The sequence below is a fragment of the Gordonia asplenii genome, assembly GCF_012933505.1.
In the GTDB taxonomy this organism is placed as follows: domain Bacteria; phylum Actinomycetota; class Actinomycetes; order Mycobacteriales; family Mycobacteriaceae; genus Gordonia; species Gordonia asplenii.
The window spans coordinates 1-24,352 of sequence record NZ_JABBNB010000017.1; the positions used below are offsets into that span (position 1 = coordinate 1).

Consider the following 24,352-nt stretch of genomic DNA (forward strand, 5'->3'; position numbering starts at 1 on the left):
AGGCTGCCCTCCGTAGCCCACTATCCTCCTGATCTTCGCGACCTGCGAGCTACGCGGCGTCGGCTCCCGCCGCTACGGCTGCAGTCGCCTCCAGCGCCTGGGCCACGATGTCGGCGACGTCGGTCATCGGCTTGACCTCCAAGCGGTCGAGCACTTCGGCGGGGACGTCGTCGAGGTCGGGCTCGTTGCGCTGCGGGATGAAGACGGTCTTCAGCCCATTGCGCTGCGCGGCAAGCAGTTTCTGCTTGACGCCACCGATCGGCAGCACTCGACCGTTCAGCGTGACCTCACCGGTCATCCCGACGTCGGAGCGTACGCGCCGGCCGGTCAGCATCGACACCAGCGCCGTCACCATCGTCACGCCCGCCGACGGCCCGTCCTTCGGGACGGCTCCGGCCGGGAAGTGGATGTGCACGGTGCCGTTGAGCGCCGCCGGGTCGATGCCGAAGTCGACGGCATGCGCCTGCACGTAGCTCAGCGCGATCTGCGCCGACTCCTTCATCACATCGCCGAGTTGTCCGGTCAGTTTGAGCTGCGGGCCGGTGTTGTTCTCGTCCGACGTGCCGCTCGCCTTGAGCACCTCGATGAACAGTACGTCGCCGCCCATTCCGGTGACCGCCAAACCTGTTGCGACGCCGGGCACTTCGGTCCGCTCGGCGGCCTCCGGGGTGAACCGGGGACGTCCGAGGTAGTCCTTGAGCGAGTCGACGTCGACGGTAATTATCCGCCCGCTCGCTCCGCTCCCGGCGCGGGTCAAGTGCGTGTTGTCGGAAGCCTGCTGCACCGCCACCTTGCGCAGTGCCTTGGCAAGCAGTCGTTCGAACTGCCGCACCCCGGGCTCGCGGGTGTAGTTCGCGGCGACTTCACGCAGCGCCTCGTCGGTGATGGTCACCTCGTCGGAGGTCAGCGCCGTGCGCTCCAACTGACGCGGGACCAGGTAGTCGCGGGCGATGGCGACCTTGTCGTCTTCGGTGTAGCCGTCGATCGTGACGAGTTCCATCCGGTCCAACAGTGCCGACGGGATGTTCTCGACGACGTTCGCGGTCGCGAGGAACACGACGTCGGACAGGTCGAGATCGAGATCGAGGTAGTGGTCGCGGAACGTGTGGTTCTGCGCCGGGTCCAGGACCTCCAGCAACGCCGCCGCGGGATCACCGCGGTAGTCGGAGCCGACCTTGTCGATCTCATCAAGCAGCACAACGGGATTCATCGATCCTGCTTCGCCGATGGCGCGCACGATGCGACCGGGCAGAGCGCCGACGTAAGTGCGCCGATGACCACGGATCTCGGCCTCGTCGCGGACACCGCCGAGGGCGACGCGGACGAACTTGCGGCCCAGGGCACGCGCCACGGACTCACCGAGCGACGTCTTGCCGACGCCGGGCGGACCGGCAAGCACCATCACGGCGCCCGAACCGCGTCCGCCGATGACGGACATGCCGCGCTCGGAACGTCGGGCACGAACCGCCAGGTACTCGACGATGCGGTCTTTGACGTCGTCGAGGCCGTGGTGATCGGCGTCGAGGATCTCGCGCGCACTCTTGATATCGGTGGAATCCTCGGTGGTCACCGACCACGGAAGGTCGAGGACGGTGTCGAGCCAGGTGCGGATCCACCCGGTCTCCGGCGACTGATCGCTGGCACGTTCCAGTTTGCCGACCTCACGCAGCGCTGCTTTGCGCACGTCGTCGGGCAGGTCCGCGGCCTCGACGCGGCCGCGGTAATCGTCGGCGCCGTCAGGCTCATCCTCGCCGAGCTCTTTGCGGATGGCGTTGAGCTGTTGGCGGAGCAGGAATTCCTTCTGCTGCTTCTCCATGCCGTCGCGGACGTCGTTGGCGATCTTCTCGCTGACCTCGGTCTCGGCCAGGTGCTCGTTGGTGAGCTCGGTGAGGCGCCGCAGCCGGGTGTCGACGTCGGGCGTTTCGAGCAGGTCACGCTTCTGGGCGTCGGTCAGCCAGGTGGCGTAGCCGGCGGTGTCGGCCAGCGCCGACGGGTCGGTCAGCCGGTTGACGACGTCGATCGCCTGCCAGGCCTCCCGACGTTGCAGCATCGCGAGCACGACCTTCTTGTACTCGGCCGCGAGTTCGCGGGTCTCATCGGTGACCGACGATTCGTCGACGGTCTCCACCTCGACCCACAGGGCCGCACCCGGTCCGGACGTTCCGGTGCCGATGTGCGCTCGCCGCTCGCCCTTGACGACGGCGACGTAACCACTGTTGAATTCCCCGTCGCCTCGCCCGGGCATACGCCCGACCTGCACGATCGACGCGATGACGCCGTACGTCGGGTAGCGGTCGTCGAGTCGCGGTGCGATCAGCAGTTTGCCGCTCTCGCTCGCCCGGGCCGCGTCGACGGCGGCTTGCGCGGTGTCGTCGAGCGGCACCGGCACGACCATGCCGGGAAGTACAACCAGGTCAGGGACGAAGAGGACGGGAACTGAATAGGTGCCAGACATCAAACCTCCAAAGTTAAGTCTGATGCACTCAACCTAGGTGGCTGGATATTTGTTCCCGGCAATATTTCGCCTGGGGCGAACGGTGGAGGTAGGTGTCACAGCTCTCACGTAGTCGTCAGAGCGCAGCATGAAGAGGTGGCAGACCTAATCGGCGACGCCGAGCTGCGGTACATCACACAAGACGGCAAGCCGTGATCTGTTGCGTGGGCGATCAAAAGACCACGGCACTTGGCAGGCCATCGCCTGTTCGATTGCCGTCATCACATGCGGGCCCAACGGCACTACCCCGGGCTCTGCTGAACCCGGACCAGTCGGGATCACGTTGTCTACGAGAGTCGCCTTGAGATGGACAGGATCCTTGTCGCAGACTTCGATTGTGATGTCGCGTGGATATCAGCTCAGCCGTTCTGGATCGCAGGGTGCGATGGCGACTCGGGCCGACGCCACGCACCTGACTTCCTGCTCTGCAGACAGGATGGGTCGGCAACCGTCGTCGATGTGAAGACGCCTCACGTGACCCGCGAAGGAGAAAGTATGTGCGGTCTTCGCCTGGACCAGACAGATCGCTGTTGACGATCGACTCGGAGCCGGCTACGAGGTGTGGACCGGAGCAGACGCCACCTTCCTCGCCAATATTCGCTTCCTGGCATTGAGTCGCCACGAGTCGCGATCGTCGCTCCCAGAGAACAGTGACGCGCTGAGTTTCGAAGCGCCCCTCACCTTCAATCGCGCCGAGAGCTTGCTGGCGGCGGCCGGAATCGAGGGGCCGCGCCACTTCTCTTCGAGATGACCTGGCTCGGAACCTTGAGAGCAAACCTTCGACGACCACTCCAACCCTGTAGCCTGCTCGAACCCGTTCAAGCGCAATGGCAGGCACCTATCGACTGAGCACCGGCGACCAGGTTTGGTTTGACGGGTCGATAGCATGTCTGGTCCAGTGTCGGCCTATCGGTGTCGGCGCCACGTCAAGAACACATCGGCGCTGACTGACCCGACTGATGATCGCCGTGCGGGGGCGTCAGGCGCCGCGCCATAGGTTTAGCGTCGACCCGCCGCGTTTGCTTGCGCACGCAACATCAAATCGCGAGTGTGGCATTGAGGTGTCCCCCATTTGCCCCGCTCACGCGGCGCACTAGCTAGCCACATCCCGCGCCGCGCGTCGGCAGAGGGCGCGATTTTCCTCAGGCGACTACTGGCTGACGCGCGAACCCGACATCGTCAGGTTGAGCAACGGCTCCCGATGCCATCCGTCGCGGTGGCCGTAGGTGAGAATGACCCGCGCAGGCCACGCGATGAGGATCACCTCATCGATCTCGACAGGCAGCTTCAACGGCGCGCTCGGTGCTCCTTCGGAGTCTCGGATCGTGGCGAGCATGTCTTTGGCTGGACCGGAGCTATCTGCTACGAGGGCCGCGATCCTCCAGCCCGTCTCTGCACGTAGCGATTCCCGTGCGTTCGACGACCGCTCCGACGACAGCCAGTCATTGAGGAAGCCAGAGACGTCGATGTCGAGATCAGTCGAGCGCACGCCGCCGTAGGCGTCGTTCAGCAATACGCCCGGACCGAACGGGCGCTGGCCCAACGACGGAGCCGGAATCTTGGTGCCACAAACCGGGTAGCCGACGGCGGCTGACACTGCACTGTTGCGCCAGAAGTCATTCGCCCCCTCAGCTTCGACCTGTACGAGTGCAGCCTCCAGGGCTGGCAGCATTGTGTCGAACCGCGGCTTTCTGGGTTTACCGGTCGACTGGCGGAGGATGTCCCAGGACTCGCGGGCCTCGGTCGTGTCCATCAGCAGCATCCAGGTCTCCTGCAACGAGCGCATTGGATGAAACCCGCGCCCCTGGAACTGCTGGTTGAGTTTGTCAATGTGCCACTCCATCGCTGCACTGGTCAGCTTCTTGACCTCCACCGCCACCGTCGCGCAGGTCGACCGGTAGTCGGGGACCTTCCCGACCCTCTCGTCCTCGCAGACTCGGTGGAAGGACAACGACGTGCGCGCGGCTATAACATCAAGAGCGATCTGCTCAGCGTTGTCCTTTTTCGCGCACTTCGCGTGGGTGCAGACCGGCGTCGCTTTCGTCATCGGTTCAGGCTACCGGCGCGGCCACGATGACTCGGGCACCCGCTGAAACCCTACAGCCGGTGTCTTAGCTACGTACCACACTCTCCGCCGTGCTCGACGCGCGGCGGACATTTCCTACGTCGTCGCGGCTCTGGTGACCTAGTGGAGTAGCCGCCGGTCAGTACTGCGAGTGGCCTCGGGACTGCCGTAGCTGCCTCAGGTGAAGCACCGAAACTTGCCAGCACGCGTTCGCCGCGGACACCGATGGGTGCATGTAAGTTCTTGGGCAGAAGCCCGTGTAGTTACGACAAGACTCGGCGGGACTACAACGGAGGCGATCGTGGCGCGAGTTCCCTGGGGCGATCTTGAAGGCGACGACGTAGAGCGATTCGTTGCCGCACTGATTCTGTTGGATCACCCGGACGGCTCGCGGATCACGCCAGCTCAGGGGGACGGCGGGGTCGATATCAAGGTGCCCAATGGTGACGGATTCGACGTCTACCAGGTGAAGAAGTACAACTCTGCCCTCACATCATCGCAGGAGACCGAGGTCAGGAAATCCTGGGATCGCGTTAACGACGACTTCGGCGCCGACAACATCATCAAAGGTTGGTTCCTCGTCATGCCGTGGGACCCGACCGAAGTGCGAGAGAACTGGCTGGCTCAGCTAACGACGGGCGCCAGCTTCCCTATTAAGTGGCTGGGCAAGGCTCACCTAGACGGCATGTGTTCCCGCCACCTGAACCTTGTGAAACTGTTCTTCGAGGACGGAGCGGAGCGAATCAACGAGCTGCTCACGAATCTCGTCGCGTTGTCAGCTGACATCGGTGTCGGCGGGCTAGACGTGTTTGCAACCCGGTACGTCCAGCTGCAACAGGAACTCGACAAGCTCAGCCCGTTCTACCGGTATCGCCTCGAAGTCGTCCCCGCGAATGAAGTCCAGCCGCTTGAGTCGATCCGAAATCGCCCGGTCTTCACCGCGCAGGAAGGGCTGGAGAACTATCGGAAGATCTCGGACGATTACTACATCCGCACATCGGTGTCGGCGATCTCGGTTGAGGCGGAAGCGTTCAATCCGACTCCAATGATGGTCACCCTGCGCCTCGAGGACAGCCCCGATGTACGGGCGTTTCTCGACTTCGGAGTCGCGCCAGAGTCACCGGTCGCCGGCGAAGTGGTCGATGCTGTGATGCCCCCGGGTCTCACCACCCCGGCAGGGCCTGTGGAAATTGGTCTCACCGACCAGGTAGTTCTGAACTCGTGGGAGAACCTCGAGCTGCTCATGACCAGGATCAGCGGGGAAGAGGGCGGCGACGATTCATTGGCCTTAGAGCTGTCAGGCTTTGTGACCACGGAGGGGGCGATCGGGAGGCAGATGGTCGGCAGTTCAGGCGCGGTGGGAATTGTGCTGACGTTTCATCGACACCCCTTGGGATACATCTTGGGCACCTGGGCAAAGCAGATCGCAGGCGCGGCGCCACACCAGGTACTGCCCTCTCTTGTGTTCGCAGCCCGGCTGTGGTCGGGTGGCCAGCAGGTCGAGATCCGGGTTCCGCACGGCCCGTCCGTGATTCCCCCGACGTATGTTGCGGAGGATGCGACGCTCGCCGAGTCAGCTCAGGATTGGATTGAGATCGTCCAAGACCTGATAGCTGTGCAACGTTGGACGCCGGTCCCGCTCAAAGTGCCTCACCGCGGAGACGGCGCCGAGGTGGCGTTGCTGCGGCGGGCAGCCGAGTTGACGGCGGCCGACGAACCGGTCGCACGTCCATGGGACTCGCTACGAATCGTGCAACACCACCCCGACATCCCCATGGCCGGGGAGTGGGAGCTCCTAGCCTTCGGCGGAATATCGATATCGCTCGATGGTAGCCAGATCGACCTCAACGTCACGGTGCGGCAGCACTGCGAACGTGTTGAAGCAATCGAGACCGGACCTGGCTATGTCGTTGTCCGCCCGGTCGGCGACGCCCCTATGCGCGAGGTGATGGTTGAACAGCACCCGGACATAGATGGCCGAGTGGTCGCGCGACCGCTGACACACGAGGCTGCGGGCACGGGCGGTGTACGTGACTTACGGGAGCGCACCGTGACCGAGCTGCGTGATCTGGCCAGGGCCCTCGGCTTGAGCGGGTATTCCGGGCTTCGAAAGTCAGAGCTGGTTGACCTGATCAGGTCCGCCCAGAACTGATCGGCTCTATCCCCGCGGTGCCGCGGATCGATGAGGCAACTTGTGGTTACCGCTTACCGCAGCGGTCTCGCCAACCCAACCGCCGCCGAGTCCGGGGATGGGGACGGGGACGGGGACGGGGACCAGTTGAACCGCCCCAGCCGAGATCATGACAACTTAGTGAGAATCCAGAGCTGACAGCTACGTGAGAACTCCCAGCTCACCCCTGACACGCGAGCTGAGAACCTACACGGGTTTGTAGGTTCTCACTCGTCGTCCCGGGCCATCCGCCACCCGCGAACTGGCGTGACTTCGGTGCAATTCCCCTGTTCGTCGACGATCACGGGCACATACCGAATCTCGTTGCCGTGTTCGTCGAACTTCGGAGGCGGCGGCGTCGGGTCGAAGCGCTCAGCAAACCAGCCGGTTAGGGGCATCACGAGGAGTTGCTCGTCGGCGGTGAGTCGGGGCCGTTCCCAGTCGACGTCCGCAGTTGCGCTTTCCCAGAGTCGCTCGGCGTCGTCGGCGGCCGCCAGGATCACCGCAGCGTCGAAGACGACTCGCGCCTCGGGGACCTCATAGAACGGCCAGGCGGTCACGACGGTGAACGGCCCCGCGGGCGGCAGGTGGTCCAGTCGCAACGTGACTTCGAAATGTCGCGGCGCCCCGTGACCGGTTCGACCGTTGGACAAACCACCGTGCATCCTGCGACCACCGGGCATGTTCGACGCGAACGTCCCATCCGAGAACTCGATGCCGAACAGTAGAGGCGGACTGGAGAATCCGCTCGTCTCGGGCCGACCGAACCCGTAGCCGGACATCGGGACACCGTGCACGGATCGCCGGTACGCCTCGACAGTGAACTCGACACAATCCGAGAACACCAACGTCGACGTCATCGCAATCACGAGGTCGGGACTTCGATTGAGCACTCCACACACAGGTACCGACACGGGAACTTCGTTGTCAGGCCGACGCATGGCCTCAACGTACAGCGCCACGCAGACTCGCCGACAAACCCTCGATCGGGAAGTCCGGAATCCGCGTCGACGCGGCGCAGCGACCACTCGCCACCGATGCCCGCCGCTACGATGGCGTGGATGCGCGATCGACACAAGGCAGACAGATTGCGGGTGCGTCCGGTCTGGCTATCGCTTGGATGCGCAGCGATCGCAGTCGCTCTGCTGGTCGGCGGATTGATCACGGTTCTGCGGGAAGTTCACCGCGACCCGTGCGAATCTGTCCTCCCCTATGCTGCCGGGATGGGCTTGCGTCTGTCCGACGCCGAGACCGTCGTCGCGTGCGAAGAATATCCGAGCTATCCGGACTCCTCGGCAAAAGTGTTGGTGCGCACAGCATCTCGCGCTGCGCGGGATGCCTTGCTGAGGCGATCGGGTGTCAGCGAGGACGTGGAGCGAACGATGATCAGCCTCAATGACGGGCCCATTGAAACTGAGGTCCGCAGACCGAACCTCAATCGGAGTGAACAGATATACCTCGCCACCACGAAGAGCGGTGATCAGCTGAGCATCAGCTACGACGAAAGCGTTCAAGCTGGACTTCTGCTCACCGTCTGGGCTATCGAAACGTGAGGTCCCCCCGCAGTCGTAACCGCGCCCCCGCGCGGCAGCATGCTCACCCGACCTCGCGCCGCGTGGGTCAGAGCAGTCCGACGGCCGGGCCACGTCAACGGCTCTGGCTGTCGCGCACTTCCTGTTCCGCTGCAGGTCAGCCATCGAACCTCGTCGAGGCGCTACCGGTTGCGCAGCGCGTCGATCAACTCGCTCTTGGTCATCGTCGATCTACCGGACACATCGAGTTCTCGCGCACGCTTGCGCAGGTCCTCGACGGTCCAGTCCTCGTACGCCGGCGACGAGCCGCCACGGCGGCCGACCTCGCTACGACTGGAGTTCGCGGCGGCATTGGCGATCCGCGCGGCCTTCTCTTTCGAATCACCGCGGTCGCGCAGTTCTTCGTATAGCTCTTTGTCTTTGACACTGGGACCGGGACTCTTCTGCGGCATTTCAGGGTTCCTTCCGTGACTCGACGATCTCGTTCGGATGGCATACCCAACGTCGGCGACGTTCAATCATGCAAGCGACCCGCCGTCCGTTGACCGGCAGTTACGACGGGCGCGACGGCACCCGAAGCCGGCCCGACGGCGTGTTGGTCGGGAAGGAGCGATCTGACACCCCACCGTCGGCAGCGACTTCCCGGAGTAACGGGCCCGATCGATTCTCCAGCTCGCCCGCAGACAATTCGATCCACAACGAGAATCGGCGGAATGTTCTCTAGAGACCAGGGCGCCGACCATTGTTCTCGGGTTCACCGAACTGGCCAATATTCTCAGTGTCACTCGAAGTGGAACGTTGTGCAATTGCCACTACTATGCGTTATCCGCCGAAGTAGTCCAAACGAACTCTATTCACAGCTCCCGGCGGGCAGGTATTTTCTACCCATGAACGCACATTCTCGGCGTTTCACCGCTGCCGTCTCCACCATCACTGCCGCTCTCGCCATCGGCGCAGCCGGACAAGCCGCCGCCCACCCCTCGACTTCGTCACCAAACCCGTTGCAGGGCATCATCTCTGCCACCCAGGGCCTGCGGGTGACCGCTGCGACCCCGAGTCAACTGAACGCAATCGGCAGCGCACGGAGTTACCTCGACACCAGCTCGTTCTCACGCAAAGGCCTCATCGAGCAGCTCGAATATGAGAAGTTCTCGTACGACGACGCCGTATACGCCGTCGACCACATCACGGTGAATTGGAATGAGCAGGCCGCGAAGTCCGCGAAGACCTACTTGCAGACCAGTTCATTCTCTCGGTCCGGTCTCATTGATCAACTCGAATACGAAGGATTCACCGCCACACAAGCGGAATATGGCGTTGCCGCGGCAGGCCTCTGACGTACAACACGATCAGATAACAATTAATTAGCACCATTAACAAACTTGCCCGGCCGGGCGATACTCAGCACATGACCTCACGAATGATCGCCCGGCTGTGCACTGTTCTCCTCGTCGCGACAGCCCTCCATGCGGGCATCGGCGCGGCGTCGGCTGACACCATCGGGCGGCTCGACGACCGCACCTGCCAAGGCACCAGCCCGAACATCGTCGACCAGCCGTACGCGGTGTCGATTCACGCACAGCAACAATCGCAGCCGATCGTTCACAACAACGTCGTCCTCTACCTGCAAGAGGCGGTTACCTTCATCGCTCCGTATCAGGTGTCGGGAACCGTATCCTGGCGCAATCCTCGTACGGGGGCACACGGATCTCGTTCCTTCACCGACACGGTGCAGCGCTACCAGTTCCTTCTGCCGCTCTCGGGCCCGTCCAGTTACTCCGCGACGATCCATCCCGGCGTCGGCCCGCTCGACGTCACGATCTACGCGCAGCCGCACGGTATGTTCCCCGTCGCGCCGGTGCGCTGCACGGTGCGATTCACGGTGATCTGAGCACTCATCCGTCCAGGGCGAACTAGTGATGTGTCGCACTTAAAGAGTTGCCTAACCGTTGCGTTCCTCTGCCGGTTGAGCCTGGATTCACCGATGGTGGACCCTTCCGCTGGTTGAGCCGGACGAGGCGCTAGCCGAGTCCGTGTCGAAACCTCTCAGCCACAACGACTTTCGACGGTCTGCGCCAATATCGGCGATGCCACCCGGCAAGTGACGCGTGTGCACCCTACGGGTGCACACGCCTCGCTGTTCGATACCATCACAGTTCGACAAGTGCGCCACCATCAAATGCATTGCGGTACAGAGGTTTCGACACGCTCGTCGCTAGCGCTCCTCACGGCTCAACCAGCAGATGGAGTGCCCGAACCGGTGAAACCAGGTTGAGCGAGCGGAGCGAGTCGAAACCCCGCCCACCCCGCAACGACGAAACCCGCAGCGTCACAGTGGTTTCGACTCAGCTTCGCCTCGCTCAACCAGCAGGATTCGGCGAAGCAGAGTGCCCGCCAGATATCAATACCTAAACAGTCGTATGACGTTGCGGTCCCCTGCCGGTTGAGCGAGCGCAGCGAGTCGAAACCCCACCAGCCCCGCAACAACGAAACCCTCAGCGTCACAGCGATTTCGACTCAGCTTCGCCTCGCTCAACCAGCAGGATTCGGCGAAGCACGGTGCGCGCAAGATACAACACCATTAGGCGCGACACCCTACTCAGGCGGGTCCCCGCCGGCCGAGATCTGCTCGACCAGAATGTCCGCGTGCCCCGCGTGCCTCGCCAATTCCTCGATCATGTGTAGGAACACGTAGCCGACGCTGACCGTGTCGCCACGCGAATTCAGCCGCGTGTCGGTCAGGTCGACATCAGCCGCGATCAACCGAGACTGCTCGCTCGCGGCACGGAACTCTGCGACGACGTCGCCGAGACTGTCGCCATCCCCAACGATGTAACTCGACGCACCCGGCGACGCCGGCCCATCGCACTCCGATTCGGTGCGCCCGCCGAGGAAACGCTGAAACCAGAAGCGTTCGGCCGCTGCCGCATGTTTGATCAGCCCGATCGGCGTCGTCGCCGAGGGCACGAGGCGCCGCCGAGAATCGCCGTCCGACAATCGACTCACCGATGCGATGAGCGCCTCCCGGTTCCGGTCGATCATGTCCTCGACAAGCTCTCGTTGCGATCCGAACACCGCGAAGTCCATCGCCCCTCCCAAGTCTGGTTGCCCTCCAACGTAATGCGTCACCGTCGCACGGCAATCATCGTCATCGACAACGCGCCGATGTCGGTGTAACACTGTAATCAAGTAATCAAGCACCGAAGGAGAACAGAAATGATGGCACCACGAGGCAGCGGCGCACAGCGCAAAGCACCCGACGCCCAAGACGCCGCGGACTGGTTCGCCGGCCGCCTACCCGAGGCGTGGTTCGACGGCCCCGCCGAGGTCACCGTCGACCGCGACGAGATCGTCGTCGTCGGCAAACTCGCCGAAGCAGCCGACGAATCCGCGGCGCAACAGGAAGGCCACGCCGCCCGATTCCGCGAAGACACCCGTGACCAGCGCATGCGCATCGCCGACGAAGCGCAGGCCCGCTACCTGCGTCGGGTCTCGTGGGGCGTTCAACTCGGCGATGAACGCATCCTGTTCACCCACCAGGCCGTCCCCGTCATGACCCGACTGCGCCAACCCGAACGACTCGTCCTCGACACCCTCGTCGACTCCGGCGTGGCCCGCTCGCGCGCCGACGCCCTCTCGTGGTGCGTGACCCTGGTCGGCGAGCACGCCGACGACTGGCTCGGACGCCTGCGCGAAGCGATGTCCGCCGTCGACGACGTCCGCGCACAGGGACCAGGACTGTAAGCATTCACCGAGCGACCGGCACCGAGTCCGGTCGCTCGCACACCGATTCGGCGCCGCCTCACTCGTTCGATCAGCCGACTCAACCGCCGACCATGTCTCGCTACTGTGCCAGATATGACCAAGTTCACCAGCTCGAATCGCCGCGCCGCGGGCTTCATCGCCGTGGCGTTGGCGTGCACCGTCGTCACCGCGTGCGGATCCGATTCCCGCAGCACCTCGACGACGACACACGGCGTCGCCGCCACGACAACCCAGGCGAACACCGCGCCGCAGGGGCTGCCGCTGGGCCGTACGCAGCAGATCACCGGCACCGAGAACGGTGGATACGCCGCCACTGTCACGGTGGCGCGAGTCTGGCGCTCAGCGGAGAACCGGATCAAGGCGAACGTCGTGTACGACGTCAGCCGCGGGGCGGTCCCGGCGTCGAAGCGTTGGACGATCGTCGAGCGCAACAATCGGTCGCACGTCGGCAGCGTCGATGACACCCCGATCACCGGACACCGCGAAAGCACCATCGTGTTCAGCACGCCGTCGAACATCTCGCCGTCCTACATCCGGTTCGGCGACGCGGGAGCGGGACTCTCGGCCGCCACCGCATGGGCGGTTCCCGCGATGGCGCGCTACGCCCACCGCACGACGACCACGAAGCGCACCACGACTAAGACAGCCACCAGAACCAAGAGCACGACACGGACCCGGCGTACGACCACACATCGGTAAGCCCGCCCAAAGGACACCGCTCTGGATTCTTTCGACCGGACGATCGCGCACCGAACACATTCCCGCAGCTACTAAAACATAGGCTACCCTAATATAGGGTAGCCTATGTTGATTAGGGCACCGCTGGGCTCACATGACACAGACAGCGGCATGAAGGTGGTCAGATGGGAAACGATTGCGCACTCTCGGTCGCATTCGACCTCACGTTCGACGAGGCCAGGCGACGCAACGCCGTTCTCGCGGCGATGGGCGATGCGTGGGATCCGGTAAGTGCGCTCGCCGAGGAAGCGCGGGCCCACGACATGCTCTATTCGAATCTCGACTCCGAACAGCAGAGCACGTATGAAGAGCTGGTCGAAGCCGGTGTGTTACCCAGTCGGGGCGTGGCCGATGTTGCCCATTGATCCCTGCGCGGACTTCTCCCGACGCGCGTGGCTGCCGTGTCCCGTATGCGCTCACGAATCCCACTGCGGAGACTGCGCTTCGAGCCGCAACTGCGACCGGCACTGGCTGTACCTGTTGAGCAACGACGGAACCGTCGTCCATCTGCAGTGTCCCGATTGCGCTCACCTCTGGGGTGTAGATACCCGACGCGGGCAACGCGCCCGACGATGGAAGGTCGCGTAGGCGGCGTCGCGTCAGGTCGTTGTGCACGCCAGCGGCGGCACCTATCGTGAAGATCAGCGGGTCGGAAGGCTGTGATGCACGAAATGGCGATCACTCAAAGCGTTGTCGACTCGGTCTGCGAACACGCTGCGGGCCGACAGGTGCACAGTGTCCGCGTTCAGGTCGGCAACCTCTGTGCCGTCGTCCCCGATTCAATGCAGTTCTGCTTCGAACTGATCACCGAGGGGACGGTCGCGGCGGGCGCAGAGCTGATCATCGACCAGCCGCCCGGACGCGCGCACTGCCGCGACTGCGGAGTCGACTTCGCATTGACCGACCTGATCTTGTTGTGCCCGTGCGGAAGTGCGGATGTCGAGGTCGTGTCGGGTCGTGAACTACGGATCATGTCGATGGAAGTGAGCTGAACATGTGTGCGACTTGTGGTTGCGGTGGGGAAGACGACGCAGCGGTGATCACGGTTCCCCACGACGGGCGAGAACCGCACAGTCATCCGCACGAGCACGAGCACGCGCACGCGCACGCGCACGATCACAGTCACTCACACACCCACGATCACGAACACGTGCCGCCGACCGAGACGATCACGCTCGAACAGAAGGTGCTCGCCAAGAACGACCAACTCGCGCAACGCAACCGCGGATGGCTCGAGAGTCGTAACATCCTGGCGCTGAACCTGATGAGCTCGCCCGGCGCCGGCAAGACGACACTGCTCGAACGGACTATTCGGGAGCTGTCCGGAGATCGGCGGATCGCCGTGATCGAGGGCGATCAAGAGACCCTGCTCGACGCAGCGCGAATCGAAGCCACCGGCTGTGCGGTCGTGCAGGTGAACACCGGCACCGGCTGTCATCTCGACGCCGAGATGACCCATCGCGCCCTCGTCACACTGGATCCACCGACGGATTCGCTGCTATTCATCGAAAACGTCGGAAACCTCGTCTGCCCAGCCTTGTTCGACCTCGGCGAACAAGCGAAGGTCGTCATCATTTCGGTGACCGAAGGAACGGATAAACCTCTCAAATACCCTCATATGTTCGCCGGTGCCGACCTCGCGATCATCAACAAGATCGACTTGATGCCCTACGTGGACTTCGACCTCTCCGCGTGCGAGGCCTATGCGCGCTCGGTCAATCCGCGACTCGAGCTACTGACCATTTCAGCGACCACCGGCGAGGGGCTGCCGACCTGGTACGAGTGGATTTCACAGCGGTGGGCGCAGCTCGGCGACCTTGACAGGGTGGTCCTACCGAGAGCTAAATAAATAGAGTGTCACACAAGTAAGCCGAGGGTCGACTCCAGTGGCACAGGGGTCTGGTGCCTGGCCCCGGAAGGCAGTTGTGATGCCGACTAAGGAAGCGATAGCTGCCGAGGACACTCTGATCCATGTCTTATGGATCAACGCGGGCCTCAGTTGTGACGGCGATTCGGTAGCGTTGACCGCGGCGACGCAGCCCAGCATTGAAGAGATCGCCCTCGGGGCGCTCCCCGGACTCCCCAGGATCGCGGTGCACTGGCCGCTGATCGATTTCGAATGCGGTCCTCAGGGCGGCGCGGACGACTTCCTCGAGTGGTTCTGGAAAGCGGACCGTGGCGAGCTCGAGCCGTTCGTTCTTGTCGTCGAAGGCTCGATTCCGAACGAACAACTGCACAAAGACGGCTACTGGTGCGGATTCGGCAACAATCGCGACACGGGTCAGCCGGTGACGACGAGCGAGTGGCTCGATCGGCTCGCCCCGAAAGCGACGGCGATCGTCGCTGTCGGGACGTGCGCCACCTACGGTGGTATCCACGCGATGGCAGGCAATCCGACCGGAGCGATGGGTGTACCCGACTATCTCGGCTGGGAGTGGAAGTCGAAGGCGGGCATACCGATCGTCTGTGTTCCGGGCTGTCCGATTCAACCCGACAACCTGTCCGAGACGCTGACCTACCTGCTTTACATGGCCACCGGTCAGGCACCGATGATTCCGCTGGACGACGCGCTGCGGCCGCAGTGGCTCTTCGGCAATACCGTGCACGAAGGGTGCGATCGCGCCGGCTACTACGAACAGGGTGACTTCGCGACCGAATACGGTTCGCCCAAGTGCATCGTCAAGCTCGGGTGCTGGGGTCCGGTCGTGAAATGCAATGTTCCCAAACGCGGCTGGATCAATGGCGTCGGCGGCTGCCCGAATGTCGGTGGAATCTGCATCGGGTGCACCATGCCCGGCTTCCCGGACAAGTTCATGCCGTTCATGGACGAGCCGCCCGGGGGAAAGCTGTCGACCACCGCATCCGGTGTGTACGGCTCGGCCATCCGCAGTCTGCGCAATATCACCAAGAAGACCTTGGACAAAGAGCCGCACTGGCGTACACGCGGCACCAAGCTCACGACCGGCGCCACCCGCACCTGGTAGGCACTGCTACGACAACGCTCCGGCGTTCAGAGCGGTTCTGCGAGGCATGTCGATGACAACGATCGTTCCCAAGCAGTTCTGAGAGGCACGTCGATGACAACGATCATTCCCGACCCTACGAGCAAGACGGACTCTGACGGCCTCGTCGAGATGGCGTGGGATCCGATCACGCGCATCGTCGGCAGCCTCGGCATCTATACCAAGATCGACTTCAAACAGAGGGAAGTCGTCGAATGCCACAGCACATCGTCGATCTTCCGCGGCTATTCGATCTTCATGAAAGGCAAGGATCCGCGCGACGCGCACTTCATCACCAGCCGAATCTGCGGCATCTGCGGCGACAACCACGCCACCTGCTCCTGCTATGCGCAGAATATGGCCTACGGCGTGAAGCCGCCGGCACTCGGTGAGTGGATCGTCAATCTGGGTGAAGCCGCGGAATACATGTTCGACCACAACATCTTTCAAGAGAACCTCGTCGGCGTCGACTTCTGCGAGAAAATGGTCTCGGAGACCAACCCCGGCGTCCTCGAACGAGCGGAGAACACCCGCGCACCGCACGAAGGCGAGCACGGGTACCGGACCATCGCCGACATCATGCGTTCGCTCAATCCGTTCACCGGTGAGTTCTATCGGGAGGCGCTGCAGGTCAGCCGCTCCACCCGCGAGATGTTCTGCCTCATGGAGGGACGTCACGTACACCCGTCCACGCTCTACCCGGGAGGGGTGGGGACGGTGGCAACCATCCAGCTGATGACCGACTACATGAGCCGCCTGATGCGCTACGTGGAGTTCATGAAGAAGGTCGTCCCCATGCATGACGACCTATTCGACTTCTTCTACGAGGCGTTACCGGGCTACGAGAAGGTGGGCTTGCGCCGAACCCTCCTGGGCTGCTGGGGGTCGTTCCAGGATCCCGACGTCTGCAACTTCGCCTACAAGGACATGGAGAAATGGGGACGGTCGATGTTCGTCACGCCGGGCGTCGTCGTCGACGGCAAGCTGGTCACCACGTCGTTGGTAGACATCAATCTCGGCATCCGAATCCTCTTGGGCAGTTCGTATTACGACGACTGGACCGATCAGGAGATGTTCGTCAAGACCGATCCCCTCGGCAATCCCGTCGATCGCAGGCATCCGTGGAATCAGCACACCAATCCGCACCCGCAGAAGCGCGACATGGACGACAAGTACAGCTGGGTGATGTCGCCGCGCTGGTTCGACGGCACCGACCACCTGGCACTCGACACCGGCGGTGGACCGCTGGCCCGACTCTGGTCGACGGCCCTGGCCGGCCTGGTCGACATCGGCTACGTGCAGTCCACTGGGCACAGCGTAAAGATAAATCTGCCCAAGACCGTCCTGAAGGGACCCGTCGAATTCGAGTGGAAGATCCCCGAGCACGGATCCAACACCATCGAACGCAATAGGGCGCGCACGTATTTCCAGGCGTACGCCGCGGCGTGTGCTCTGCATTTCGCGGAGAAGGCGCTGGTCGAGATCCGCGCGGGCCGCACCAAGACCTGGGAGAAGTTCGAGGTGCCCGACGAGGGCATCGGCTGCGGATTCACCGAGGCGGTACGGGGTGTGTTGTCGCACCACATGGTGATTCGGGATGGGAAGATCGCGAACTACCATCCATATCCGCCGACTCCGTGGAACGCCAACCCGCGTGACAGCTATGGGACTGCGGGCCCGTACGAGGACGCGGTGCAGGGCTGTCCGATCTTCGAGGAGAACGACCGAGACCACTTCAAGGGCATCGACATCATGCGAACCGTCCGCAGCTTCGATCCGTGCCTGCCGTGCGGCGTCCACATGTATCTCGGCGAGGGCAAGACACTGGAGAAGCTGCACTCGCCGACCCAATCCGTCACCGGTGAGTGACCGATGGCCCCGGACGAGGGACGAATCGATCCGGACTGGCGTTCTGCGGGCGAGCGAATAGAGACATTGCTCGACGCCAGTTCGGCAGGCGGGACACTCGCGCGGGAGCGCGCTGATCAGCTGGTTCGCGAGGTCGTCGACCTCTACGGTGCCGGACTGCAGCGCATGGTCGCGCTGCTCGATCCCCGTACGCTCGACGAGTTGGCGGCCGATGAATTGATAGCGAGCCTGCTGCTGGTACACGGTCTGCATCCGCACGACGTCGCAACGCGAGTGCGTGCCGCATTGGACAGTGTCCGGCCGTATCTCGGTTCGCACGGCGGAGACGTCGATCTCCTGGCCGTCACGGCCGACGGCGTCGTTCGGCTGCGCCTGACCGGGAGTTGCAAGACCTGCCCGTCGTCGTCGGTGACCCTGGAGCTCGCGGTGAAGGATGCGGTGCTCGCCGCGGCGCCGGAGACCACCGACATCGTCGTCGACACCGAACCGGCCCCCTCCTCGACGCCCGATCTCATTCCGGCGGATTCCCTGCTCGCCAAGGTGCATTCGACCCCCTCCCCCGGGCATGGGACCTGGATCCCGGTGCCCGAACTCGACGACCTGCTGCCCGGTGAAGTCGGCGGTTACGCGCTGGGCGGTCTCACCATGCTCGTCTGCCGAATCGACGACGATCTGTTCGCCTATCGGGACCGATGTCCGGCTTGTATGAATTCGCTCGCCGGCGTCGTGCTGCAACGCGGGGCCGGCAGCGTCGGCAACGCCGTGCTGCGGTGCCCGACCTGCGGTGCGCACTACGACGTCCGGGGTGCTGGTCGAGGCCTCGACCATCCAGCAGACCATCTCGACCCATTCCCGGTGCTGGTTCGCGACGGCACGCTCGCGGTTGCGGTTCCGGTACCCGAGGGGGCCGGGTGACACAGCAGGCCGGCTCACCGTTGGAGGTGCTGCGGCGGATAACAGCCAACCGCCCGGCACCCGTCATCGGCGAGCGCTGCGAAATGTGCGCAGAACCGATCGGCGACGAGCATTCCCACGTCGTCGCACTGCAAGCCCGCCAACTGATGTGCGTGTGCCGAGGCTGCTATCTGTTATTCACCGAACAAGGGGCGCAGTTGCGCTACCGATCGGTGCCGGACCGCTACCTGACTTTCCCCGACTTCGCCCTGGCCCCGGGAACGTGGGACGCGCTGGAAATACCGGTCGGCGTTGCCTTCTTCTTCCGCAACTCCACCATCGATGAGACCGTCGCCTTCTATCCCGGACCTGCCGGCGCAGCAGAATCGGGGCTCCCGCTGTCGGCCTGGAAGCAGGTGACCGCCGCCAATCCCCTCATCGCGCAGGTGGCCGACGACGTCGAAGCGCTACTGATACGAGTACCGGATCACGGGGGTGATCCCGAGTGTTTCCTCGTCCCCATCGACGCGTGCTATCAGCTGGTGGGACGACTCCGTTCGGTGTGGCGAGGTTTCGACGGCGGCCAGGATGCGCGACGAGAGATCGACGAGTTCTTCGAAACCATTCGGTCCCGGAGCACGATGGCGACCTCGCCATGACCGATCTCGTGTTCACCGTGACCGACGTCGCGCCGGAACAGTTCGCTGCGGCGCCGAATCTGTCTGCCCGCCTGCGGATCGACGAAACCAGCGGCGCCACGGTGCACGCCATCGCCTTGCGCTGCCAGGTCAAGATCGAGCCGCACAAGCGGCGCTACTCCGACGCCGAGGCGGCCGGTCTGCTGGATCTGTTCGGCCCGCGCGAAAGGTGGACCACCACACTGCGCAGCATGCTGTGGATGCACGCGGACACGATGGTGCAGGGCTTCACGGGTTCGCGGGAGGTGGATCTGCCGATGCCGTGTACCTACGACTTCGAGGTGTCGGCGTCGAAATTCCTGCACGCGCTCGACGAGTCCGCAACGCCAATCCCGCTCGAATTCCTTTTCAGCGGAACGGTCTTCACCAAAGGAGCGAGCGGTTTCACCGTCGAGCGAGTGCCCTGGGACCGCCAGGCCTCCTACGATCTGCCGGTCGGTGTCTGGCGCACTCTCATGCGAATGCATTTCCCGAACAGCGGCTGGGTGCGACTGGATCATGGGACTCTTTCGGCACTGGCGCAGTACAAATCCGATCGCGGGCTGCTCACCATGGACGACGCCGTCGAGCACCTGCTGACCGACGTGCGGGAGGTCTCGAAATGAGCGCACCCACCGGGCACGACAGGGTTCGCGCCGTCGCCGACGCCGTGTTGTACGAGGGATACCTGCTCTATCCGTACCGGTGCACCTCGAACAAGAATCAATCCCGTTGGCAGTTCGGCGTCTTAGGCCCGCCGGGAGCTGCGGCGGCCGGCGTCGGCGAAGAATCGGTCATGTCGTGTCAATTGGTCCTGCAAGCCTCGCCCGCCGCGACGGTCACGATCGTGGTGCGCTTTCTGCACCTGCAGCATCGCGGTGTCGAGCGCGCCGGGCCGGGCGGATTCGTCGCGACCGACGAGCTCGAAGTCGACGGCACCCGCTATGTCAGCTGGGACGAGGCTGCCGAGTGCGAGATATCTGCGGGGCCGTTCGGACTGCCGGAACTGTTCGCCGGACAATGTGTCCAGGTCGACGTCGATGCGGCGCACGACGTCGAAGCACTCGGTGACGCGGGGCGCTTGGTCCGGACGCGCGTGCCACTGCACGGCCGGCTCGACCTGGCCGCCGAGCGCGTGGACGACCTCGTGCGGTTGACCCTGCAGATGTCCAACACCTGGCGGTCAGATGCGCTGCCGACCAAGCAGACCGCCATCGAACATTCGATGATCGGTGCCCATCAGATCGTGACGGTCGATGCGGCACAACTGATCTCGCTTCTCGAACCACCGGACTACGCTGTCGACGTCGTGGCCGGCTGCGTACAACAGCGCTGCTTCCCGGTGCTCGCGGGGCTGCCCGGCGACACCGACGTCGCGCTGGTCTCCCCGATCATCCTCTACGACTATCCCGAGATAGCCGAACAGAGTGACGGCGCATTGTTCGATTCCACCGAGATCGACGAGATCCTCAGCCTGCGCGTGATGACGATGACCGACGAGGAGAAGGCGCAGGCGCGCGCGACCGATCCGCTGGCCGCACAGATCATCGACCGGTGCGACGCCATGTCGCCGGAGTCCTTGCAACAACTGCACGGTGTCCTGCGCAATCCGCACGCGCTGTCCGATCCCGGCGAACGGCTGCTGCCGGACGGGCGGCTGGTGCCTCGACTCGACGACGAGATCCCTTGGTGGACCGAGGAAGCCGACGGCAGCGTGCAGCCCGACGTCGACGGCGTACTGGTCGACGGGGTGCTCGTCGCCAAAGGTACGACGGTGCGGCTGCGCCCGTCGCGACGCGCCGACGCGCACGACCTGTTCTATGCGGGCCGGCTCGCCAAGGTGGCGACCGTGCATGCCGACGTCGACGGTGACACCCACGTGGGCGTCGTGCTCCTCGACGATCCAGCGGGCGAACTGCACGAGTGGTACGGCCGCTACCTCTACTTCGCACCCGACGAGGTCCAGCCAATCGAGCCGGAAGAGTCACCAGAGTCGGCGGGGGGAATCGGAAAGGAAAATCCATCATGAGGACAATCGGAGAAATCGCCACCGCCGCGGTGGCAATCGCGGTCGTAGCCGGCCTCGCCGTCGGAATCAGTTCCATCCCGGATATCAAGAGATACCTGCGCATTCGGCAGATGTAGCCGACCGATGCCGCAGCTACAGGCACTGGTCGCCGGTATCGGCAACATTTTCCTCGGCGACGACGGGTTCGGCCCGGAAGTGCTGCGGCGAATGTTGCATGCGCCGCTCGACGTTCCGACCGACAGCGTGCGGGTCGCCGACTTCGGCATTCGTGGTCTGCACCTCGCCTACGAACTGCTCGACGGCTGCCAGACGCTGATCCTCGTGGACGCGATCCCCGATCGCGGCGCCCCCGGCACCGTGCATGTCTTCGAGGCCGACACCGAGGCCCGCAGCGACGTCGGATTCGACGCGCACAGAATGGACCCCGGTGCCGTGATCGCCAACGTGCGAGCGCTCGGCGGCGCGATGCCGCGCACCATCGTCATCGGGTGCGAGGTAGCGACCGTCGAGGAAGGCATGCAGCTGAGTCCGGCAGTCGAAGCAGCGGTGCCCGTCGCCGTCGACGCCGTGACCCGCGTCGTGCACGACATACTGGCGCCGATGAGAACGGAGAGCTGACCCATGTGCCTCGGAATACCCGGTCAGGTGGTACGGATGCTGGACGGCTACGGCGACCAGCTCGCCCTCGTCGATGTGGCCGGTGAGAATCGGCGCGTCAACATCGGCATGCTGCCCGAGGGCGTCACCGTCGGCGCGGGGGACTGGATCGTCATCCACATGGGTTTCGCGATGGAGAAAGTCGACCCCGCGGGAGCGCGGGCGGCGATGTCGGGCTTGGAGATGATGGGCCGCCCGCGGCCCGCAAGCGACTGACGCGGCGGCCCGCGGCGCAATCCCGTTTGCACGCGCACCTCGCCCGCTCACCTACCGGCGAGCCGCATATTCGTCCGCGTCAACTGCCAGTCGGTCCAGTACTCGAGGTACTCGGCCTGGTGCGCGGCCAGCCGATCGCAGACGAAGTCCCAATGCAGCGCAACCGTATCGCCGGCCCGAAGATCCGCGACGAAGGAGCCTTCACCGGTGCGATAACGCACCACGCGTTCTTCGTCGGCGCCCAACCGCAGCTGTCCGTCGTATTCGAGGCGACGGGCGTTGACGACGGCGGTGGTCTCGTCGCGCAGCGATGAGACCCGCCCGAGTCCGATCCGGCACGAGTCCAGAACGTCGAGTGGTTGCGGTGCACCGGTGTCCAGCAACCTCGACCACGGGTAGACACCGAACACGTGAAACGCGTGGGTGGGGGCCACCTCACTGAGCAGGTCCGGCGTCAGATGTTTCCAATATGCACCGGCCTGCGCAGTGAAGCGATCCAGGAGTCGCGCGCCGAACTCCGCACGATCGATCGACTCGGTCAAGTCGTTGCCCGTCCAGTAGGCCCGCACGACACGCTCGTCGAGCGCATCGCTTCCGCCGGTGAGTCGTGCGACCAACTCCTGGTACGGCCACGCTCCGCTGAAGCGCCGGGCGATCGCGGTGAGGTCGGTGGTCGATTCATGCCCGCACGCCGTCGATTCGAGTACCTTGGCGTCAGCCGGCCCGCAGTAGCCCAGCGCATTGGGCGCATAGACGTACTGGGCGAACAGTCGGCGGCCGGCTCGGCCTCCTGGTTCGGCCATTCAGCCTCCCGCGCGGTGGCCGACGAGCAATGCCGTCTCGCGATGAAGTCGGCCGAAGTTGTAGTACGCCGCGCAGGCGCCCTCGGGCGAGACCATGCAGGTGCCGATCGGAGTCTCCGGAGTGCAGGCGGTGCCGAAAACCTTGCATTCCCACGGCTTGATCACGCCCTTGAGGACCTCGCCGCACTGGCAGGCCTTCGGGTCCGCGACGCGCACTCCGGGCATGGAGAACCGCTCCTCGGCGTCGAATTCGGCATAGTCGCGATGCACCTTCAACGCGCTTTGCGAGATGAATCCGAGGCCGCGCCATTCGAAGTGCGGCCGCAGTTCGAAGGTTTCGGCCATCAACTTCAACGCCGCGACGTTGCCCTCCTCTTTCACCACTCGGGTGTACTGATTCTCGACCTCGCATCGGCCGTCTCGATGCTGTTCGAGCAGCATGTGCACCGATGCCAGGATGTCGAGCGGCTCGAATCCCGCGACGACCAAGGGTTTGCCGTAGACCTTGGGAACGAATCGGTACGGCCGGGTTCCGACCACCGTCGAAACGTGTCCCGGCCCGAGGAATCCCGACAAACGCAGATCCGGCGACTCAAGAATCGCTTTGATCGGCGGCACGATGGTCACGTGGTTGCAGAACACCGTGAAATTCTTGACGCCCAGCTGTCGGGCCCGCACGAGAGTCACCGCGGTCGACGGCGCGGTCGTCTCGAACCCGACCGCGAAGAACACCACTTCCTTGCTCGGATTGTCCACCGCGATCTTCAGCGCATCCAGCGGCGAGTACACGAACCGGACGTCGGCACCCCGCGCCTTCGCCTCGATGAGGTTTCCCTTGGAGCCGGGCACCCGCATCATGTCGCCGAAGGTCGTGAAAATGACCGCGGGGTGCTCGGCGAGGGACATCGCATCGTCGACGCGGCCCATCGGGATGACGCACACCGGGCAACCCGGGCCGTGCACGAGTTCCACCGACGGCGGGAGCAGGTGTTCGATGCCGTGCCGGTAGATCGTGTGCGTGTGCCCGCCACAGACCTCCATGAATTTGAACTCGTCGTCGCCGGCGAGGTCGGTGATGGATTTGACTAGCGCGCGGGCGGCCGCCGGGTCGCGGAACTCATCGACGAATCTCATAGTCCTGCCTCACGCAATCTGCGACGAATTGAAGGCGTCGATCTCATTCAGGTAGTCGGCGCCCATCTTCTTGACCTGATCGAGCGTCAGCTGCGCCTCACGCTCGTCGATTTTCGACATCGCGAAACCGACATGCACCAGAACCCAATCGTCGACGACCAGGCCCTCGTCCGCCAACAGTCGGACACTGATGACACGGCGAACACCGTTCACGTCGACCTTGGCCAGCGATTGTTCGGCGTCGACGATCTCGACGACGCGTCCCGGGATTCCCAAGCACATCGCAGTCTCCTCTCGTTAGTGCCGT

Annotated in this window: 26 protein-coding genes; 18 read left to right on the top strand and 8 right to left on the bottom strand. The window is 63.9% G+C overall.

What is annotated here, in order from left to right; all coding sequences use genetic code 11:
- Positions 1-49: 49 nt before the first annotated feature.
- Together lon and HH308_RS16380 are read right to left on the bottom strand one after the other, a co-directional pair.
- Entirely contained in the window at positions 50-2,455 is a 2,406-nt protein-coding gene (lon, locus tag HH308_RS16375) for an endopeptidase La (RefSeq protein ID WP_170195299.1), read from the bottom strand.
- Between the two features lie 1,189 nt (positions 2,456-3,644).
- Positions 3,645-4,541, bottom strand: coding sequence for a hypothetical protein (locus HH308_RS16380; RefSeq protein WP_170195300.1), 897 nt, complete (start codon positions 4,539-4,541; stop codon positions 3,645-3,647).
- Positions 4,542-4,860: 319 nt separating this feature from the next.
- Here HH308_RS16380 and HH308_RS30460 point away from each other — a divergent pair, with 319 nt between their 5' ends.
- Entirely contained in the window at positions 4,861-6,711 is a 1,851-nt protein-coding gene (locus tag HH308_RS30460) for a Rho termination factor N-terminal domain-containing protein (RefSeq protein WP_211188558.1), read from the top strand.
- 245 nt (positions 6,712-6,956) lie between these two features.
- Here HH308_RS30460 and HH308_RS16390 read toward each other — a convergent pair whose 3' ends face one another.
- Positions 6,957-7,511: a hypothetical protein gene (locus HH308_RS16390; RefSeq protein WP_170195301.1), complete on the bottom strand. Its 555-nt coding sequence runs from the start codon at positions 7,509-7,511 to the stop codon at positions 6,957-6,959.
- Positions 7,512-7,790: 279 nt separating this feature from the next.
- Here HH308_RS16390 and HH308_RS16395 point away from each other — a divergent pair, with 279 nt between their 5' ends.
- Positions 7,791-8,282 carry a hypothetical protein gene (locus tag HH308_RS16395; protein WP_170195302.1) on the top strand — a complete coding sequence of 164 codons (492 nt, stop codon included), beginning with the start codon at positions 7,791-7,793 and terminating at the stop codon, positions 8,280-8,282.
- Positions 8,283-8,443: 161 nt separating this feature from the next.
- On the opposite strand, the gene HH308_RS16400 is transcribed toward HH308_RS16395, so the two are convergent.
- Positions 8,444-8,713 (bottom strand): DUF7218 family protein, encoded by a 270-nt coding sequence (locus HH308_RS16400; protein ID WP_170195303.1) that lies wholly within the window; start codon positions 8,711-8,713, stop codon positions 8,444-8,446.
- Positions 8,714-9,148: 435 nt separating this feature from the next.
- Between HH308_RS16400 and HH308_RS16405 the strand changes: the two genes are divergently transcribed.
- Positions 9,149-9,598, top strand: a complete 450-nt coding sequence (locus tag HH308_RS16405; RefSeq protein ID WP_170195304.1) for an Ltp family lipoprotein — start codon at positions 9,149-9,151, stop codon at positions 9,596-9,598.
- 71 nt (positions 9,599-9,669) lie between these two features.
- A complete protein-coding gene (locus tag HH308_RS16410) occupies positions 9,670-10,152 on the top strand; it encodes a hypothetical protein (protein WP_170195305.1) in 483 nt (160 codons plus the stop codon).
- Between the two features lie 704 nt (positions 10,153-10,856).
- On the opposite strand, the gene HH308_RS16415 is transcribed toward HH308_RS16410, so the two are convergent.
- The gene (locus tag HH308_RS16415; protein ID WP_170195306.1) at positions 10,857-11,348 is read right to left on the bottom strand and encodes a DinB family protein; all 492 of its coding nucleotides are present in this window, start codon (positions 11,346-11,348) and stop codon (positions 10,857-10,859) included.
- Between the two features lie 129 nt (positions 11,349-11,477).
- Here HH308_RS16415 and abmR point away from each other — a divergent pair, with 129 nt between their 5' ends.
- The 14 genes from abmR (at position 11,478) to HH308_RS16485 (ending at position 22,108) form a co-directional block, all read left to right on the top strand.
- Positions 11,478-12,005, top strand: coding sequence for an ATP-binding transcription factor AbmR (abmR, locus tag HH308_RS16420; protein ID WP_170195307.1), 528 nt, complete (start codon positions 11,478-11,480; stop codon positions 12,003-12,005).
- A 114-nt stretch (positions 12,006-12,119) separates the two neighbouring features.
- On the top strand, positions 12,120-12,725 hold the full coding sequence (locus HH308_RS16425; protein ID WP_170195308.1) for a hypothetical protein: 606 nt from the start codon (positions 12,120-12,122) through the stop codon (positions 12,723-12,725).
- Positions 12,726-12,889: 164 nt separating this feature from the next.
- A complete protein-coding gene (locus tag HH308_RS16430) occupies positions 12,890-13,129 on the top strand; it encodes a DUF6400 family protein (RefSeq protein WP_170195309.1) in 240 nt (79 codons plus the stop codon).
- A gap of 297 nt (positions 13,130-13,426) precedes the next feature.
- Positions 13,427-13,756, top strand: coding sequence for a hydrogenase maturation nickel metallochaperone HypA/HybF (locus tag HH308_RS16440; RefSeq protein ID WP_170195311.1), 330 nt, complete (start codon positions 13,427-13,429; stop codon positions 13,754-13,756).
- 2 nt (positions 13,757-13,758) lie between these two features.
- Positions 13,759-14,613 carry a hydrogenase nickel incorporation protein HypB gene (gene hypB, locus HH308_RS16445; protein ID WP_170195312.1) on the top strand — a complete coding sequence of 285 codons (855 nt, stop codon included), beginning with the start codon at positions 13,759-13,761 and terminating at the stop codon, positions 14,611-14,613.
- Positions 14,614-14,692: 79 nt separating this feature from the next.
- Complete coding sequence (locus tag HH308_RS16450; protein ID WP_170195313.1) at positions 14,693-15,748, top strand: NADH-quinone oxidoreductase subunit B family protein; 1,056 nt, start codon at positions 14,693-14,695, stop codon at positions 15,746-15,748.
- A gap of 93 nt (positions 15,749-15,841) precedes the next feature.
- Entirely contained in the window at positions 15,842-17,635 is a 1,794-nt protein-coding gene (locus tag HH308_RS16455) for a nickel-dependent hydrogenase large subunit (RefSeq protein ID WP_170195314.1), read from the top strand.
- Between the two features lie 3 nt (positions 17,636-17,638).
- Positions 17,639-18,550, top strand: coding sequence for a NifU-related iron-sulfur-binding protein (locus tag HH308_RS16460; protein WP_170195315.1), 912 nt, complete (start codon positions 17,639-17,641; stop codon positions 18,548-18,550).
- A complete protein-coding gene (locus HH308_RS16465) occupies positions 18,547-19,188 on the top strand; it encodes a DUF5947 family protein (protein ID WP_170195316.1) in 642 nt (213 codons plus the stop codon). Before HH308_RS16460 ends, HH308_RS16465 begins: the two co-directional genes overlap by 4 nt.
- Complete coding sequence (locus HH308_RS16470; protein WP_170195317.1) at positions 19,185-19,832, top strand: DUF6084 family protein; 648 nt, start codon at positions 19,185-19,187, stop codon at positions 19,830-19,832. The genes HH308_RS16465 and HH308_RS16470 overlap by 4 nt, the downstream gene beginning before the upstream one ends.
- Complete coding sequence (locus tag HH308_RS16475; protein WP_170195318.1) at positions 19,829-21,235, top strand: hypothetical protein; 1,407 nt, start codon at positions 19,829-19,831, stop codon at positions 21,233-21,235. The genes HH308_RS16470 and HH308_RS16475 overlap by 4 nt, the downstream gene beginning before the upstream one ends.
- Positions 21,232-21,351 (top strand): DUF6893 family small protein, encoded by a 120-nt coding sequence (locus HH308_RS30720; protein WP_376767228.1) that lies wholly within the window; start codon positions 21,232-21,234, stop codon positions 21,349-21,351. Before HH308_RS16475 ends, HH308_RS30720 begins: the two co-directional genes overlap by 4 nt.
- Positions 21,352-21,358: 7 nt before the next feature.
- Positions 21,359-21,853 carry a hydrogenase maturation protease gene (locus tag HH308_RS16480; protein WP_170195319.1) on the top strand — a complete coding sequence of 165 codons (495 nt, stop codon included), beginning with the start codon at positions 21,359-21,361 and terminating at the stop codon, positions 21,851-21,853.
- Positions 21,854-21,856: 3 nt separating this feature from the next.
- Positions 21,857-22,108 (top strand): HypC/HybG/HupF family hydrogenase formation chaperone, encoded by a 252-nt coding sequence (locus tag HH308_RS16485; RefSeq protein WP_170195320.1) that lies wholly within the window; start codon positions 21,857-21,859, stop codon positions 22,106-22,108.
- A 47-nt stretch (positions 22,109-22,155) separates the two neighbouring features.
- Here the strand turns inward: HH308_RS16485 and HH308_RS16490 are convergent, their stop codons facing one another.
- The 3 genes from HH308_RS16490 to HH308_RS16500 are packed head-to-tail and all read right to left on the bottom strand — an operon-like array spanning position 22,156 to position 24,327.
- Positions 22,156-22,911 carry a DUF6390 family protein gene (locus tag HH308_RS16490; RefSeq protein WP_170195321.1) on the bottom strand — a complete coding sequence of 252 codons (756 nt, stop codon included), beginning with the start codon at positions 22,909-22,911 and terminating at the stop codon, positions 22,156-22,158.
- On the bottom strand, positions 22,912-24,045 hold the full coding sequence (hypD, locus tag HH308_RS16495) for a hydrogenase formation protein HypD (protein WP_170195322.1): 1,134 nt from the start codon (positions 24,043-24,045) through the stop codon (positions 22,912-22,914).
- A 9-nt stretch (positions 24,046-24,054) separates the two neighbouring features.
- Entirely contained in the window at positions 24,055-24,327 is a 273-nt protein-coding gene (locus HH308_RS16500; RefSeq protein WP_170195323.1) for a HypC/HybG/HupF family hydrogenase formation chaperone, read from the bottom strand.
- Positions 24,328-24,352: the final 25 nt, after the last annotated feature.